We start from the raw sequence: 16,698 nt of genomic DNA, 5'->3' as shown, positions 1-16,698 counted from the left end.
ATGAAAAAGGCGATCGAGTTCGAGGGGATCAGTAAAAAATTCTCTACGAAACAGGGCATCGTGACTGCCTTGCAGGACGTCAGCTTCGAGGTCGCCGAACATGAATTCGTCGCCGTGGTCGGCACCTCGGGCTGCGGGAAAAGCACCTTGCTGCGGATATTGGGCGGCTTGGTGCCCGCCTCGAACGGCGCCGTGCGGATCGACGGCAAGCCCGTGCAAGGCCCGGTATCCGAGATCGGCATTGTTTTCCAGACCCCCGTCCTCCTGCCCTGGCGGTCAGTGCGGCGCAACATCGAATTGCCGCTCGACATCCGCAAGCTGGATCGTCAACAGTACGCCGACGAAATCAGCAAGCTGATCTCGCTGGTCGGCCTGGAGGGCTTCGAGGAACGCAGCCCATACGAGTTGTCGGGCGGAATGCAGCAGCGCGTGGCGTTGTGCCGCGCGCTGATTCACCAACCCTCGCTGCTATTGATGGACGAGCCGTTCGGCGCGCTGGACGCGATGACGCGCGAGGCCATGAATATGGAAGTTCAACGCATCTGGATGGAAACCAAGAAAACCATCATGCTGGTTACCCATTCGATCTCAGAAGCGGTATTTCTGGCCGACCGCGTCATCGTCATGACCTCGCGACCTGGCCAAGTGCGCGAGATCGTCCCTGTGGACCTCGAGCGGCCCCGGACCTTTGCCAGCATGAAGTCCGAGGTCTATCACAACGCCGTCGGGCGTGTCCGGAAACTATTGAACGCCCAGGCGATGACCGAATAGTATATGATTCGTAGATACATGAAATACACTTTCAAAGTGCCATCGGCCCAGGGTGCGCACAATGGAGCCGAGCCATAACAATGGGCGATCCCATCGACCTCGCAATACTCATCGTTGCTGCCTTCGGCGGCGGCCTGCTGAATGCCGCCGCCGGCGGCGGCACTTTTCTGACCCTGCCGGCGCTGATGGCCGTCGGCGTACCGCCCGTCATCGCCAATGCCACCGGCACCGTGGCGCTACTGCCCGGCTACATCGCCAGTACCCTGGGGTTTCGTGAAGACCTGCAGCGCAGGCGGGATATCAGCCTGCGCACGATCGTCGTCGCCAGCCTGGCCGGCGGGGTCTGCGGTGCCATACTGCTGCAAATAACCCCCAACGCGGCATTCCGCCAGATCGTGCCATGGTTCATGCTGGTGGCGACGCTGTGGTTCGCGCTATGGCCTCTGGTGCAAGCCCGCGGCACGCGCAAAAGCAACGCCGGCACGACGGCCACATTCCTCGGCGTCTTTGCCGTTGCCGTGTACGGCGGCTATTTCAATGGCGGCCTCGGCATCATACTGCTGGCCCTTTTTGGCGCCCTGGGGTTCTCGGACCTGAACTTCATGAACGGGCTCAAAAATGCGGCATCGGCCATCCTGACCACGATTGCAACTGTCGTCTATGCCTGGGGGGGCTTGGTGTACTGGGGCCATGCCGGCCTGATGATGGTGGCGGCCATCATCGGCGGCTACGTGGGCGCGCGCTGGGCCAGACGCATTCCGAGCCGCTGGCTGCGCGCCGGGGTGGTGTCGATCGGCACGCTGATGACCATTATTTTCTTTATCTGGTAGGGCCTCGGGCAGGCATGGTGTGATCGACGCTCATCTCTCGGCCTTGTCGGCTGTGGGGGCGTCCGCGCCGCCGACCTCGGTGACGACCGGGTCGTCCCAAGGGCCCGTGACCCGGTAGCGTACCGTCATGGCCCGAGCCAATGGATTCTTGAGCACCCATTGACTCAGAAAGGCGCCAATGCCGATGACCGGATTGATGGCGATTCCAGCAGCGATCGCCGCGCCGCTGACGTCCAAATTGGGCACGATGACCGCCTGCATGTCGAACGTCTCGTCGATGATGTTGGAGGCGCCTTCGAGCAAAATAGTGCCCACGGGCCCGATCACCTTATAGTCGCGCGCCTGGACCACCCCCCGCGACAGATCAAGCTTGCCGCGCAGTTGGTCAAAGGGGAACCCCTCTTTGGTCAGACCCGAAAGCCCCTGGTCCAGGCTCGAGAGCCGGGCGATCGACTGCAGGGACAGCAGTTCGAGCAATTTGGCCGACTGCGAGCCCAGCTTGCTGAAGCGCCCTTCATCGAGCGAGATCTCCAGCATGCTGCCAAGGTTGGCTTTATCATGCGTCCAGGGCAAGTCGCGCCACTCGAAATTACCCTTCAGCGTCCCTTTGCCACCCGTCATCACGTCCCGGAACCCCGCGCGGTCCAACCATTCGCCCAAGTTCGAAATCTCGGCGGCAGCCGTGAGGTGCAGGCCGCGACGAGGTCCCCGCAGGCGCCACAAGCCCGTGCCCCGAACCTTGGCATGCTCGTCACCCAGGGACAGGGACTCGAGCCGCCAATCGCCGGTGGCCGCGTCCTTGACCCCCTCGAGCGCGAGGCGGCCCGTCGAATGGCCATAGATCCGCAGGTCGTCGGCCTGCAGGACGATCGCCGGTATGTCCAGCTCGTCGTCGAAGGAAATCTCTTTCGTTGTGATCTCCGGCAGCAGGGATGGCCCCTCCGCGGGATCGTCGCCCAGGCTCAAGCGGGCGAAGCGGCCCGCCACGCGGCCGACCACCTGGCCGTTCTTTTCGCTCCACTTGAGCGTCCCGGAAGTCTGGCTCGAGCGTACGTTCATGGACCATTGATCCGCATCCGGGTCGTGCACGAGACGCAGAACCGCATGATCCAGCCGCATGCCAAGCAGGCGGACCTCGTCGGCCTGGAGGCTCAACGCCTCCAGTTCGGGGAATACTTCGCGCGCGGCCTCCCCCCCCTTTCGGCCATCGCTCTGCGCAGAGAACTCGCCCACAATGTCGTTCCAGACATCCATGTCCAGCAGGGGATAGGCCATGTCGATCGTCAAACCCGCCGGGGGCGGGGCCGCACGGTTCAGGCCGACCGACGCGGCCCAGAAATAGGGGCCGACCCGTTTGCCGCGGCGGTGCCGCAATCGGACCGAGAGGTCGGTGCCCAGGTCGACGCTCAGCGTGTCGTCGCGCGCCTCCTGGTTGGACCAGACGACCTGTAGCGTCCTTGCCTGCGGACCGGGCTTGGCGAGCGGCGCGGGAAAATCCAGCGCCAGGCCCCGCAGGTCGGACGCCAACGCCAGCCGGTAGCCACGGTCACCGCGTGCAAGCCGAACCTCGTAGGGCAAAGTCCCCGTGACCCTGGACATCCCGGGCACGCCGACATAGGCCGCCAGGGCTTCGGCCGTCATGCGGCCCCGCATGGCCAGCCCCTGGCCGGCGCTCAACCGCCCGGACAGGCCGGCCTCGCCGCCCAGTACCCGCAGGGTGAAGCCGGGCTCGGGCTCGATCCCCTCCTCGGTGAAATGCAGGGCGCCCTTCAGGCCCTCGAACTCGGGCATCCCCGGCATCAGACGCAGGGCCGCGTCATCGAGCACGACACGACCATCGACCCGCGCATCCTCGCTGTGCGCCAAGGGTATGGTCAATGTCAATGGCACCTGCCAAGCGCCCGAGGCCCGCGCGTCGTCGAATACCTCATCGAGCAATCCGCTCAGGGGCGTATGCGCGAGCAACGCCATATAGTCCGCGCCCGAGGCCCGGGTTTCGCCAGAGACGGTCAGAATGGCGTCATTCTCGATATCCGGGATGGCGGCGCGCAGGTCCGCGAGATCGATGACGGTATCGTCCGTGGGCCGCATTCGTGCCTGGCGGGCGGTCAGCGACAGCGCGACGCGATGCAACTCGGCCGTGCCATCCATGTCCTGCAGCATGGGCCAGGTGGGCTCGGCCGGGACATAGTCGATCACCGCACTGCGATAAGGGCCGGCGACCAGAAAATCCCCCGCCTCGGGATGGTCGCCGAACGGAAACTCGGCCAACTCGCCGCTCAGGCGCAGACGCGCGTCTGTCAGGATGCCCGCCTTCAGACCGTGGGCGAGCCAATCCCTCGCATCAGCGTCCACTTCGAGCGGCAGATAGCGATGAATCGCGGCGAGTTGCGCGCGCGCGATCACCCCTTGGACGTTGATCAGGCCGGCGCGGTCGTTTGCGCGCCACGTCCCCGACGCACTGACGTCGATGTCCGGATTGCGCCAGCGCAACTGGTCGAGGTCCACGGACGGGGAATCGCCCAGCCGCAGCCGCGCCTCGGCATCCAGCCACCCCAGGGCGATGGGGTGCTGGAACCACTCCGGATTGCTCAAGACCAGGCCTCGGGTCTGGATGGCGATGTGCAAGGGGTGGTCCGCGTCGGGCGCGCCGCCCACGGCGGCCCGCCATCCGCTCCAGGGGCCCTGGGCGTAGACCCGGACTCGAGGCGCTAGAAAGCGCGTCGTGGAGGACTGGGTCCAGTCCACATCGTCAACCGCCGCCTCGAGCGTCATCCTGGGGTCGGCGATCTCGCCGGTCGGGCCGGCCTCGGCCCAGGCCCGCAAGGTCGCGCGGCCATCGCGCAAGGGCGGGGGAACGTCCACCCAGGGCCGCCAGGCGGCCGCCCGCACGTCCTCGAGCGCCGCGTACACCCGATACGCGTGCGGCCACTCGCCCTGCGCCAGCCGTTCGGAGTCCTCGAAGCGCGCCCGGACCTCGACCCCCTGACCCAGATCATCCGGCGGTCGCATGGAGAACGAGGCCGACAGCACGCCGTGCACGGATCCGTCGAGGATGGCCTGGACGTCGGTGAACACGAGCTCGGGTGCGGCGCGCCAATCGTCGCGCCAGCGGATCGTGGTGTCGAGCAGGGCGATGCTCGGCTGTGCCACGAGCCAGGCCAGCCATCGCGCATCCCCGCCCCCCTGCCCCCGGGCCTGGATGCGCTGGCCGAGGATGCGCACGGAATCCTCGGCATCGCGACGCAGGGCCAGGTCCATGCCGCGCACCGACACGCGCAATCCGGGGCGCAGGCGCAAGATGCTGCGCCAACTCAGGCGCGCCCGCGTCTGCGGAATCGAGAGCAGGACGACACCCCGCGCATTGCGCAGCACGACGTCGTCGAACTCGAACACGGGATTCCAGCCCTGCCACCCCGCGCGAATCTCGCCCAATTGCACGGGCAGGTCAAGCATTTCCGAGAGCTGCGCCTGGATCTCGGGACGCCAGCGATCGATCTGTGGCATGACCGCGTAGCGCAAACCCAGCAGGGTCAAACCCAGGATGAAATACAGGCAAACAGCGAGGCCGATGATCCGGCGGGGCCATCCAGAGGATATGCGGACACTTGAAATCGATTGGCGCATGCCGTCATTTGAAGTATTTTTAGGGGTCCCCCCGCGGCACGAGGTCCCACAGGCAGAGTCGCGACAACCCTCTGAGGTTAAACCTTCATGTCCGAGGACATTATATTAGAGCCCGCCTTGCGCTGGTCCGGCGCCCTGCGCCGCAAGGCCCTGGCCCAGCCGCGCTTCCTGGAACGGCTGGCCGAGGATGCGGCGCAACCCGTCACGCGCAAGACCATCGCAGAGTGGTTCGAGGAGATCCTACCCACGGGCAATCCCGGCGAGACACCACCGGTCGCCCACCTGCGCCCGGCGCTGCGCCGGCTGCGCGAGCGCGTCTTCTACACCCTCATGGTACGTGACATCGCCGCGCAGGCGCCCCTGCGCGAGGTGGTCACCGCCATGTCGGCGCTGGCCGACCTGGCGATCGGCCAAGCCTATTGGGGGGTCATGCGGGAGCTGATCGAAATCCATGGCACCCCCCGGCATCCGGAAACCGGCACGCCGCAAGACATGATCATCCTGGGCATGGGCAAGCTCGGCGGCAAAGAGCTGAACGTCTCATCGGACATCGACCTGATCATGCTATACGGTGAGGAAGGCGAGACCGATGGCCGCCGGCGCATCAGTCATCACGAGTTCTACGGCAAGGCCTGTCGCATGATGATGCCGGCGCTCTCCGAGATCGATGCCGACGGCTTCGTGTTCCGCACCGACCTGCGCCTGCGTCCGGATGGCGACAGCGGGCCGCTCGCTTGGAGCCTGGATGCGCTCGAGAATTACCTGGTCGCCCAGGGCCGCGAATGGGAACGCTATGCCTGGCTGAAAGCGCGACCGGTCCTCTGCCCCTATTTCACCGAAGACGACCTTGCGGCGCAGACACGGCAGCTCGAGGCCCTGCGACAGCCCTTCGTCTATCGGAAATATTTCGACTTCGACGCACTGTCGGCACTGCGGCGCCTGCGCGAGCGCATCCGCATGGACTGGCAGCGCCGCGCCCACGCCCGCAACGGCGTGGACACGCGCCACAACATCAAGCTCGGCGAAGGCGGCATCCGCGAGATCGAATTCGTGATCCAGCTCAACCAGCTCATTCGCGGCGGGCGCCTGCCCTCGCTGCAGCAGCGCAACCTGCTTGCCGCCTTGCACAAGCAGCGGCGCGCGGGTCTGCTCGATCCGGCGCAGGCCGAGGGGCTGGAGGCCGCCTACGGCTTTCTGCGCCGGGTCGAGCACATGCTGCAATACCGCGAGGACGAGCAGACACATCTGCTGCCGGCGGAACCCGGGCGCCACGCCGAGCTCGCCCGCGCCATGGGCCTCTCGTCCGAAGATTTCACGCGGCGCCTCGAAGCGCACCGCGGCTTTGTGACCCAATGCTTTCGCGATGCCTTCCGCATCGCGGGCATGGGCGGCGTGGCAGCCGAGCCGACCGCCCTGGCCGCCCCGAGCGAACCTGGTGCGCCGCTGCCGCCGCCCTACACCGACGAGGACGCCAAGGTCATCCACCCGCGCATCGAGGCGCTGCTCGAGGGCCACCGGACCCGCAGCCTGCCCAATACCAGCCGCAGGCGGCTGACGGCGCTGTTGCCGCGCCTGGTCGAGGCCGCCGGCGGCACCGCCGACCCGCGCGGCACGCTGCTGCGCCTGCTGGATCTGGTCGAGCACGTGGCCCAGCGCAGCGCCTACCTCGCGCTGCTCGCGGAATACCCCGAAACCCTCGCGCGCGTGGCCCGCATCATCGGGGCAAGCCCCTGGGCTTCACACTATCTCACCCAGTATCCGCTGCTGCTCGATGGCCTGATCGAATGGCGCAGCCTCATGCAGGCCCCGGACTTCGCGGCGATCGCCGAGCAATTGTCCGCCGACCTGGATGCCTGCGTACTGCCCGACGGCCAGGCCGATGTCGAGCAGCAAATGAACCTGATGCGCGACCTGCAGCACCAGGTGACTTTCCAGCTCCTCGCCCAAGACCTCGAGGGAACGATCACCGTCGAGGCCCTGGCCGACCACCTGTCGGCCTTGGCCGACTTGCTGCTGGCCGAGACCATCCATCGCGCCTGGCCGCTGGCACTGCCGCGCAGCCAGCGCGCCGAGCCCGGAACCCCGCACTTCGCGATCATCGCCTACGGCAAGCTGGGCGGCAAGGAAATCGGCTACGCCTCGGACCTGGATCTGGTGTTCCTCTACGATGACCCGGATCAGGACGCGAGTGAACGCTACACCAAACTCGGCCGGCGGGTGGCCTCATGGCTGTCCACCCTGACCTCGTCGGGCCGCCTGTACGACATCGACCTGCGCCTGCGCCCGGACGGTGACGCGGGCTTGCTGGCGGTGCCGATCGATGCCTTCGAGTCCTACCAGCTCAACCAAGCCTGGGCCTGGGAACACCAGGCGCTGACCCGCGCGCGCTTCGTGGCGGGCGACACCCGGATCGGCGAGCGCTTCGAGGACGTCCGCCGGCGCATCCTGCTGCTGCCTCGCGATCCCGAGGTCCTGCGCAAGGACGTGCGCGACATGCGCGCCCGGATCACCGCTGGCCACCCCAACCGCAGCGGCGATTTTGATCTCAAGCACGATCCGGGCGGAATGGTCGACATCGAGTTCGTCACCCAATTCCTGGTGCTGTCCCAATCCGCCACGCACCCCGAGCTGCTGGATAACCTGGGCAACATCGCCCTGCTGGGCCTGGCCGCGCGCGCCGGACTGATCCCCGAGGCGCTGGCCGCGCAAGTGGCCGACGCCTATCGCGTCCTGCGCCGGCGCCAGCACGCGCTGCGTCTGCAAGGCGCTGAAAAGGCGCGCGTGCCGGCCGACGAGTTGACCACCGAACGCGCGGCGGTGCGTGCGCTGTGGAACCAGGTTCTGGACGCGCAGGCCGCGGCCGCCGCCGACCCAAGCGCCTGAGCGTCAGCTTGCGCAGCGTGGGGGCCCCTTCCACCGCCGGATCATTGCAGGGTGCGCTCGAACACGAACTTTTCGCCATTCCAGTCGACTGGCACCACATCGCGCGGTCCGAACCTGCCTTCCAGGATCAGGCGCGCCACGGGGTTCTCCACGTGCTGCTGGATCGCACGCTTGAGCGGACGCGCGCCGAACACGGGATCGAAGCCCGCGCGCGCCAATTCGGCGACCGCCGCGTCCGAGACCTCGAGGCGCATGTCCTGCTGGGCCAGGCGCTGGGCCAGGCGCTTCAACTGGATGCGGGCGATCGGCTCGATGTGCGCGGCGTCCAGTCCATGGAACACCACGATCTCGTCGATCCGGTTCAGGAACTCGGGCCGGAAAGCGGTCTTGAGCTCGTCGCGGATGACCTCCTTGACCACATCGTAGGGCTGCCCGACCATGCTCTGGATGTGCTGCGAACCGAGGTTCGAGGTCATGATCACCACCGTATTGCGGAAGTCCACGGTGCGGCCCTGACCATCGGTCAGGCGTCCGTCGTCGAGCACCTGCAGCAGCACGTTGAACACGTCCGGATGCGCCTTCTCGACCTCGTCGAGCAGAATCACGCTATAGGGCTTGCGGCGCACGGCCTCGGTCAGGTAGCCGCCCTCCTCGTAGCCCACGTAACCCGGGGGCGCACCGATCAAGCGGGCCACCGAATGCTTTTCCATGAACTCGCTCATGTCGATGCGCACGAGATGGTCCTCGGAATCGAACAGGAAGCTCGCGAGCGCCTTGGTGAGCTCGGTCTTGCCCACGCCCGTGGGCCCGAGGAACAGGAAAGAGCCGTAAGGCCGCTGGGGATCGGACAGACCGGCGCGCGAGCGCCGGATGGCATCGGACACCAGGCGCACCGCCTCGTCCTGGCCGACCACGCGCTGGTGCAGAAAGCCCTCCATGCCCAGGAGCTTCGCCCGCTCGCCCTGCATCATCTTGGATACCGGGATGCCGGTTGCACGCGACACCACCTCGGCAATTTCCTCGGCCCCCACGCGGGTGCGCAACAGGCGCGGCGCCTGCTCGTCGGCCGGATGCTCCGGGGCCGCCTCGGCCGCCTTCAAGCGCGCCTCGAGCTCGGGCAGGCGCCCGTACTGCAGCTCGGCCAGCTTGTCGTACTGACCTTTGCGCTGGAGCTCGGCCATCTCGGCGCGCACACGGTCGATCTCCTCTTTGACCGCCTGCGAACCCTGGACCGCGGCCTTTTCGGCCTTCCAGATTTCCTCGTAATCGTTGTACTCGCGCTGCAAGGACTCAAGCTCGTCCTCGATCGCCTTCAGGCGTCGTTCGGAGGCCTCGTCCGTATCTTTCTTGACAGCCTCGCGCTCGATCTTGAGCTGGATGATGCGCCGGTCGAGCTTGTCCATCACCTCGGGCTTGGAGTCGATCTCCATGCGGATGCGCGCGGCCGCCTCGTCAATCAGATCGATCGCTTTGTCGGGCAGAAAGCGGTCAGTGACGTAACGGTGCGAAAGCTCGGCCGCCGCCACGATCGCCGGGTCGGTGATCTGCACGCCATGGTGCAGTTCGTAGCGCTCCTGCAGACCCCGCAGGATGGCGATCGTCGACTCGACGTCGGGCTCGTTGATCAGAACTTTCTGGAACCGGCGCTCGAGCGCGGCGTCCTTTTCGATGTACTTGCGGTACTCGTCCAGGGTGGTCGCGCCCACACAGTGCAGTTCGCCGCGCGACAGCGCGGGCTTGAGCATATTGCCCGCGTCCATGGCACCTTCGGCCTTGCCGGCGCCCACCATGGTGTGCAGTTCGTCGATGAAGACGATGGTCTGGCCGGAATCCTGCGAGAGTTCCTTGAGGACCGCCTTCAGGCGTTCCTCGAATTCACCACGGTACTTGGCGCCCGCCAGCAGGGCGGCCAGGTCCAGGGACAGCACGCGCTTGCCCTTGAGGGTTTCGGGCACCTCGCCGTTGACGATGCGCTGGGCCAAGCCCTCGACGATGGCGGTCTTGCCCACGCCGGGCTCGCCGATCAGCACCGGGTTGTTCTTGGTGCGGCGCTGGAGAATCTGGATCGTGCGACGGATCTCGTCGTCGCGCCCGATCACCGGGTCGAGCTTGCCCGCGCGGGCGCGCGCCGTGAGGTCGGTGGTGTATTTCTGCAGCGCCTGGCGATTGTCCTCGTCCTCTGCACCGGCCACCTGGGCGCCGCCGCGCACCGCCTCGATGGCGGTCTCGAGCGCTTTGCGCTGCAGGCCCACCTCGCGTAACACACGGCCCACATCGCCTTTGTCGTCGCATAGGGCGAGCAGGAACAGTTCGCTGGCGATGTAGGTGTCGCCGCGCGCGGCGGCCTCCTTGTCGGTGCGGGCGAGCGCGGCCTGCAGATCACGGCTGGCCTGTACGTTGCCTTCGGTTCCGCTCACCGTGGGCAGGGCCTTGACCAGCCGGTCGACTTCGGTCGACAGGCGTGGCACGACAGCGCCGGCATGGGCCAGCAAGCTGGCCGCGCCGCTGTCGCCATCGGCCAGCAAGGCCGCCAGCACGTGGATATTCTCGATGTAGGGATTGTCCTGCCGCACCGCGAGGCTTTGCGCATCGGCGATCGCCTGCTGGAACTTTGTCGTCAATTTATCGAATCGCATGATGAGTCCGTATCCTATGGGTGGGCGCGAAGCCCGAATGGAAACTATGTGCGGTCGCACACAGGGATTTTCAAGTCGGGATCAGGGCCCGCCGACCGGCGGCGCCTGGGCGCAGGGTGATTGCGCCGGGGCGCCGCCTGCTGTTAAGCTGGTCCCCGTATCCAGCTCAACGAGGTCGAGGATCATGCGGGGGGTCGTCAAAAAATGGGGTAACAGCGCAGCCGTGCGCATCCCCGCATCCATGCTCAAAACCCTGCGGCTCGGCCCGGACAGCCTGGTGGACATCCGGCTCGAACGCAATCACATCGTCATCGAACCCGTGCGCGGCCAGGAATACGTGCTGTCGCAGCTCCTCGGCACCATCAAGCCCCGCAACATTCATCCCGAGATCGACTTCGGTTCGGCGAGCGACTGATGGCTCCCCGCACCGCCGGCCCCCGCGCTTTCGTGCCCGATATCGGCGACGTCGTGCACGTGCATTTCGCCGCCGCGCCCATGGGCGCACCCGCCGCCCCCAAGGCCGCCCTGATCCTTAGCCCGGCGGCCTACAACCGCAAGACCGGCCTGATGGTGTGCTGCGCCCTGACCCGCCAGCCCAACGGCTATCCCTTTGAAACCCTGCTCGAGGTCCAGCCCGGCGCGGCGGTGCTGGCCGACCAGGTGAAAAGCCTGAAATGGGCCGGGACACACATCACGCTCGAGGGCCGGGCCACGCCCGACGAACTGGCCCAGGTCCGCGCCAAGCTTCGCGCCCTGCTGTTTCACGACTAGCGCGCCGCGTCTGAGCCACCGGAAAACCGGACACAATCCCTTGAAGTAAAAAGCATTGGTTTCATAGGGTTATCCGAAAATAAGGGAAAACCCCATGCTAGAGTGGGTGCAGCCTGCGCGAAGCGCGCCGACATTCCACGATTCTGGCAGAAACGCATGAGTACACACAACGACTGGGACCCGAGGGCGCCGGAAGTCCTGGCCAACCCGATCCATGCCTACGATGCAATGCGCAAGCGCTGTCCCGTGGCCCACAGCGACGCCATGCATCACTCAGTGTTTCAGCACGCCGACGTCATGCGCATCCTGCTCGACCCCGAGACCTTCAGCAACCGGACCGCCGGGTGCGCCTCGGTGCCCCACGGCATGGATCCCCCCGAGCACACGCCATATCGGCGGCTGATCGAGCCGTATTTCAGCCCCGCGCGCATGGCGGCGTTTCGGCCGGAATGCGAGCGGATCTGCGCCGAGCTGACGGCGCGCCTGCCGCGCGACGGCGAGCTCGAGATCATGTTCGACTTCGCCCACCCCTTCTCCCTGTCCATGCAATGCGCCTTCCTCGGCTGGCCCGAGGAACTGCACGCGCCCCTGCTGGACTGGATTCACAAGAAAAACCTCGCCTTGCTGTCGGGCGAAGCCGAGGCGGTCGCCGCCGTCGCCACCGAATTCGACGGCACGATCCTTCGCTTGCTCGACGCCCGGCGCACAGCGGGGCCGGACGCCCCCGACGACGCCACCACCCGCCTGATGCACGAGACCGTCGAGGGCCGTCCAATCGCTGACGATGCCATTGTCAGCATCCTGCGCAACTGGACGGTCGGCGAGCTGGGCACCATCGCCTCGAGCGTGGGCATCATTGCCCACTACCTCGCCGAGCGCCCACGCCTGCAAGAACGCCTGCGCGCCAATCCGGACCTGGTGCGCGCCGCCAACGACGAGATCCTGCGCATGCATGCGCCGCTGATCGCCAACCGCCGCACCCTCACGCGGAATGCGCGCATAGGCGACAAGAATCTGTCGGTAGGCGAGCGCGTCACCCTGATGTGGGCGTCGGCCAACCGCGACGAAGCCGTCTTCGGTGACCCGGACGAATTCCGGCTGGACCGGGACCCAGGCCTGAACCTGCTGTACGGCGTCGGCGTCCATGCCTGTCCGGGCGCGCCGCTGGCGCGTCTCGAGCTCGAGGCCGTCGTGCGCGCACTGCTCGCGGCCACGCGCGAGATCGCGCCGGTGGCCGATGCGTCACCCATCCCCTCGGTCTATCCGGCCGGGGGCTACCGCGAGGCCCGGTTGCGCATCAGGCGCTGAATCCCGCATGGCCACCACCGTGCGCGCGGCGCAACGAAATCCCCGCCTTTGGGTCGCCCCGAGAAGCGCGGCCATGCAAGACCGCGCGGCGAGGTCTACAATTCAAGCATCAAAGGGCGCCCACCGGCGCCCTCATCCGATATTCCGGGATCTGCTCGCCATGTGTCAGCTTTTGGGCATGAATTGCGCCACGCCCACCGACATTACGTTTTCATTTACGGGCTTCGCGGCCCGCGGCGGCCAGACCGACCACCACGCCGACGGCTTCGGCATCGCCTTCTACGAGAACAAGGGCTGCCGCAGCTTCATCGACAACGCCCCCTGCTGCCGCTCGCCGGTCGCGGACCTCATCAAGCGCTATCCCATCAAGTCGCGCAATGTCATCGCCCACATCCGCAAGGCCACTCAGGGCGCCACCGAACTCGAAAACTGCCACCCTTTCGTGCGGGAACTCTGGGGACGCCACTGGCTGTTCGCGCACAACGGCGACCTCAAGGACTTCGAGCCCGCGCTGGGCGGCCATCACCTGCCCGTCGGCCAGACCGACAGCGAGCGCGCCTTCTGCTACATGATGGACGGCTTGCGCACGCGCTTCGGACAAACCGAGCCGGCGGACGACGAGTTGTTCGCAGCCGTCTCGGACATGACCCAGAGGCTGGCCACCCACGGGGTCTTCAATTTCCTGATGTCCAACGGGCGCTGCATGCTGGCGCATTGCTCGACCACGCTGCACTACATCACCCGAGCCTGGCCCTTTCGGGCCGCCCATCTGGTGGACACGGACATGTCCATGGACTTCTCGCGGACCAATGCCCAAGGCGACTGCGTGTCGGTCATCGCCACCAAGCCCCTGACGGACAACGAAACCTGGAGCGCTTTCGAGCCCGGTCGCCTCATCATGTTCGCAGAGGGCCAGCCAAGCGCGGAGGCGTTGATTTCCATCCCCGAGGACGTGCAGCGCAGCAATTTCGACAATCTGGCCTGCGCATGACCCCGGACGCCGATCCACGCCCGCTGGAGCCCGAGGAGCCCGACCTCAACGATTGCTGCGGCAATGGCTGCGAGCCTTGCGTCTTCGACACCTACATCGAGGAAAAACGGGCTTGGGAGCAAGCCATCAAGGTCTGGGAAGAGCGCCACCGCCCTACCGGCGCGGCCAAACCCGCAGCCGATTCGCCCTAAGGCCCGAGGCGCTCATTGCGCCGCGTCCTGCCAGCCCAACCCCATCGACACCCGCCTTGCGGCCGCCCGCAAGGCCAACGCCTGCGTGGTGTCGGTGCGCGCCTCCAGTGAGGAGGCCGGCCCGACGAGGGTCAATGCGAGCACGATCTCGCCCCGGGCGTCGAACACCGGCACGGACAGGCCATTGATCCCCGCGACGTAATCACCCTCGACGCAAGCCATGCCCTCGCGGCGAATCCGGGTGCGCAGGGCCTCGGGCAGCGCCGGCGTCGCGGACTCGCGCCAGGCGTCGAACACCCGTCCGGTGGCCGATGAGCGCGGATCGAACAAGGCGCCCTCGCCCACGCTGATCGATACGCTGCGGGGTGGCTGGCTGACCCGGATCGCAGTGGCCCCGCCGCTGCCCCAGACGGCCACGAAGCAGGTTTCCCCGAGATCGAGGGCGAGGTCCCGCGCCTCGGCCATGGCCCATTGCAAAGGATCCTGGCGGCTGAGCCACGACAGGGCCAGATCGCGGATCGTCGGGCCCAGGCCGTAGTGTCCAGAGCCCGGGTCCTGGGCCACCCAGCCGGCCCGCACAAGGCTGGCCAGGTAGCGATGCGCCTTGGCGCGATGCATGCCGGCCAGGCGTGCGAGATCCGACAGGCCGATCGGGCCGTCAGCCGTCGCCAGCACGCGAAACAACTCGAGGCCCACCTCGACGGACTGCACGCCCTTGCTGCCTTCGCCGTTCTCATCCTGCGCCATCCGGGACTCCCATCATCGCCCGCGCCGGACCATTCGGCGCCTTCCGCAGGGATTGTAATCGCAGGGCCGCGGGCGGGATCCTGAGGTACGGTGCGCCCTCCGGGAAAAACCTAGGCTTGACGCTGATCAAATGCCACGTTATCGTTACTATATTAATAACATTGTTATGTAAATCATAACAAAACCGCAGCCCCCCCCTGCCCTTCCAGACCGGAGACCCATCCATGAAGACCCCCATTACCTTCCCTAAAGCCGAAGGTATCCACACCCGCCAAGCGCACTGCGACATCCCCGACGGCCTGTACGAGCGCGAGCACGGCCGCAGCGGCTTCTTCGGGCCCGCCAGCCACATCCTGCATGCCCATAAACCCACGGCCTGGACCAAATGGGAAGGCCCGCTGGAACTCACTCTGCTGGATCTGAACAAGCTCGAAGACAGCGCGCCCTGCCCCTGGAAGGCCCGCCGCTTCATGCACAATGCCAATACCCAGGTGTGCTTCTGGAAGTTCAGCGAGGCCATGCCCGATCTCGCCCGCAACGGCGATGGCGACATGATTCTGTTCTTTCACCGGGGCGATGGCGAGTTCTTCTGCGACTACGGCCACATGAGCTATCGCGAGGGCGACTACTTGATGATCCCGCGAGGCACGAGCTGGCGCCTCGAGCCAGCAAACCCGGCCGAGGTCCTCACCATAGAGGCCACCGAGGATTCCTTCCAGTTGCCCGATCGCGGCATCGTCGGCCGCCACGCCCAGTTCGACCTGGCGGTGCTCGACACGCCCAAGATCGACGAGGCCTTCAAGGCTCAGCAAGGTGAATTCGAGACGCGCGTGCGCGCCAAACGCCGCAACCAGATCACCACGGTCACCTTTCCCTATAACTTTCTCGATGCCGTCGGCTGGCATGGCGACTGTTGCCCGGTCAAGCTCAACTGGCGCGACATCCGCGAGCTGCTGTCCGACCGCTATCACCTGCCGCCCACAGCCCATGCGACTTTTCTGTCGAACACCATCATCGTCTGCACCTTTGCCCCGCGCCCCATCGAGAGCGATCCCGGCGCGCTCAAGGTCCCGTTCTTCCACAACAACGACGAGTTCGACGAGTCGATCTTCTACCACGCGGGCAACTTCTTCAGCCGCGACAACATCGGCCCCGGCATGTTCACCCTCCACCCCTCGGGCTTTCACCACGGTCCGCACCCCAAGGCCTTCGCAGCGGCGGCGGCCAACAACAAGGGCGAGCGCAAATACACCGACGAGGTGGCCGTCATGATCGACTCGCGCTTCCCGCTCGAGCTCGACGAACTGCCCACCGGCGTCAAGAATCTCGACTACATGAACTCGTGGATGGAATAAGGTCGCGACAACCTTGCCGGCAATAGGGTTCCCAGGGGCGGACGGCGCGGCGGTTCCTATAATGGAATCTCGATGAACTTGCCCCGCCCAAGGAACTCTGCCGTGGCCTCTGACTCCATCCCCATGTTTGCCGAAAACACCTACCCATTCGACGCGCGCGGCGTCGCCAAACGGTTCCGCCACGCAGCGATCTTCGGCGCCCTGTCGGCGCTGCAGCCGGGCGAGACCATGCGCTTTTGCAACGACCACGACCCGCTACCGCTGCTGCAGCAACTGCAAGGCCACTTCGGCGAACAGATTCAGATCGAATACCTCGCGCGCAACCCGGGCGAGATCGTGATCGATTTTCGGATTCTTGCCTGATCCGACACATCGGGCGTCGCCTCCCGGCATCCAGGCGCCCCTGTGATCGCGCCCTCATCGAGGGCGCTTTTTTTGGCCCCCGACACTGCTGATACGGCCCATCCACCCACCCTTGCGGCACGCGCCAGACGCCGCCTCGCGCACGAAAACAAACCTGGATCAAGCTTTCCATGAAAAGCGATTGCAGTGGATTGTAGATACTACATATTGTGCTTAATATGATTA

At 66.1% G+C, this 16,698-nt stretch carries 13 protein-coding genes; 10 read left to right on the top strand and 3 right to left on the bottom strand.

Going from position 1 to position 16,698, the window contains the following annotated elements:
* The gene (locus ABS761_RS02630) at positions 1 to 771 is read left to right on the top strand and encodes an ABC transporter ATP-binding protein (protein WP_350406468.1); all 771 of its coding nucleotides are present in this window, start codon (positions 1 to 3) and stop codon (positions 769 to 771) included.
* An 80-nt stretch (positions 772 to 851) separates the two neighbouring features.
* Positions 852 to 1,601 (top strand): sulfite exporter TauE/SafE family protein, encoded by a 750-nt coding sequence (locus ABS761_RS02625; RefSeq protein WP_350406467.1) that lies wholly within the window; start codon positions 852 to 854, stop codon positions 1,599 to 1,601.
* A 30-nt stretch (positions 1,602 to 1,631) separates the two neighbouring features.
* Here the strand turns inward: ABS761_RS02625 and ABS761_RS02620 are convergent, their stop codons facing one another.
* Positions 1,632 to 5,228 (bottom strand): YhdP family protein, encoded by a 3,597-nt coding sequence (locus tag ABS761_RS02620; RefSeq protein WP_502881361.1) that lies wholly within the window; start codon positions 5,226 to 5,228, stop codon positions 1,632 to 1,634.
* Between the two features lie 87 nt (positions 5,229 to 5,315).
* Here ABS761_RS02620 and glnE point away from each other — a divergent pair, with 87 nt between their 5' ends.
* Entirely contained in the window at positions 5,316 to 8,111 is a 2,796-nt protein-coding gene (gene glnE, locus ABS761_RS02615; protein WP_350406464.1) for a bifunctional [glutamate--ammonia ligase]-adenylyl-L-tyrosine phosphorylase/[glutamate--ammonia-ligase] adenylyltransferase, read from the top strand.
* Positions 8,112 to 8,152: 41 nt separating this feature from the next.
* Here glnE and clpB read toward each other — a convergent pair whose 3' ends face one another.
* Complete coding sequence (gene clpB, locus ABS761_RS02610; protein ID WP_350406462.1) at positions 8,153 to 10,747, bottom strand: ATP-dependent chaperone ClpB; 2,595 nt, start codon at positions 10,745 to 10,747, stop codon at positions 8,153 to 8,155.
* Positions 10,748 to 10,931: 184 nt separating this feature from the next.
* Between clpB and ABS761_RS02605 the strand changes: the two genes are divergently transcribed.
* From ABS761_RS02605 to ABS761_RS02585, 5 genes are all read left to right on the top strand, one after another.
* On the top strand, positions 10,932 to 11,162 hold the full coding sequence (locus ABS761_RS02605; protein WP_350406461.1) for an AbrB/MazE/SpoVT family DNA-binding domain-containing protein: 231 nt from the start codon (positions 10,932 to 10,934) through the stop codon (positions 11,160 to 11,162).
* On the top strand, positions 11,162 to 11,518 hold the full coding sequence (locus tag ABS761_RS02600) for a type II toxin-antitoxin system PemK/MazF family toxin (protein ID WP_350406460.1): 357 nt from the start codon (positions 11,162 to 11,164) through the stop codon (positions 11,516 to 11,518). The genes ABS761_RS02605 and ABS761_RS02600 overlap by 1 nt, the downstream gene beginning before the upstream one ends.
* A gap of 156 nt (positions 11,519 to 11,674) precedes the next feature.
* Positions 11,675 to 12,826 carry a cytochrome P450 gene (locus tag ABS761_RS02595; protein ID WP_350406458.1) on the top strand — a complete coding sequence of 384 codons (1,152 nt, stop codon included), beginning with the start codon at positions 11,675 to 11,677 and terminating at the stop codon, positions 12,824 to 12,826.
* Between the two features lie 160 nt (positions 12,827 to 12,986).
* A complete protein-coding gene (locus tag ABS761_RS02590) occupies positions 12,987 to 13,817 on the top strand; it encodes a class II glutamine amidotransferase (RefSeq protein WP_350406456.1) in 831 nt (276 codons plus the stop codon).
* The gene (locus tag ABS761_RS02585; protein WP_350406454.1) at positions 13,814 to 14,008 is read left to right on the top strand and encodes an oxidoreductase-like domain-containing protein; all 195 of its coding nucleotides are present in this window, start codon (positions 13,814 to 13,816) and stop codon (positions 14,006 to 14,008) included. The genes ABS761_RS02590 and ABS761_RS02585 overlap by 4 nt, the downstream gene beginning before the upstream one ends.
* Before the next feature lie 12 nt (positions 14,009 to 14,020).
* Here the strand turns inward: ABS761_RS02585 and ABS761_RS02580 are convergent, their stop codons facing one another.
* A complete protein-coding gene (locus ABS761_RS02580) occupies positions 14,021 to 14,755 on the bottom strand; it encodes an IclR family transcriptional regulator (protein WP_350406453.1) in 735 nt (244 codons plus the stop codon).
* Positions 14,756 to 14,979: 224 nt separating this feature from the next.
* On the opposite strand from ABS761_RS02580, the gene ABS761_RS02575 reads away from it, so the two are divergent.
* Both ABS761_RS02575 and ABS761_RS02570 read left to right on the top strand, forming a co-directional pair.
* Positions 14,980 to 16,110, top strand: coding sequence for a homogentisate 1,2-dioxygenase (locus tag ABS761_RS02575; RefSeq protein ID WP_350406451.1), 1,131 nt, complete (start codon positions 14,980 to 14,982; stop codon positions 16,108 to 16,110).
* A gap of 123 nt (positions 16,111 to 16,233) precedes the next feature.
* On the top strand, positions 16,234 to 16,473 hold the full coding sequence (locus ABS761_RS02570; protein ID WP_350406618.1) for a DUF2249 domain-containing protein: 240 nt from the start codon (positions 16,234 to 16,236) through the stop codon (positions 16,471 to 16,473).
* The last annotated feature ends 225 nt before the right edge of the window (positions 16,474 to 16,698 follow it).

It is taken from the genome of Castellaniella sp. GW247-6E4, assembly GCF_040276065.1.
Classification (GTDB): Bacteria; Pseudomonadota; Gammaproteobacteria; order Burkholderiales; family Burkholderiaceae_B; genus Castellaniella.
This window is presented reverse-complemented; position numbering and strand designations above follow the sequence as displayed.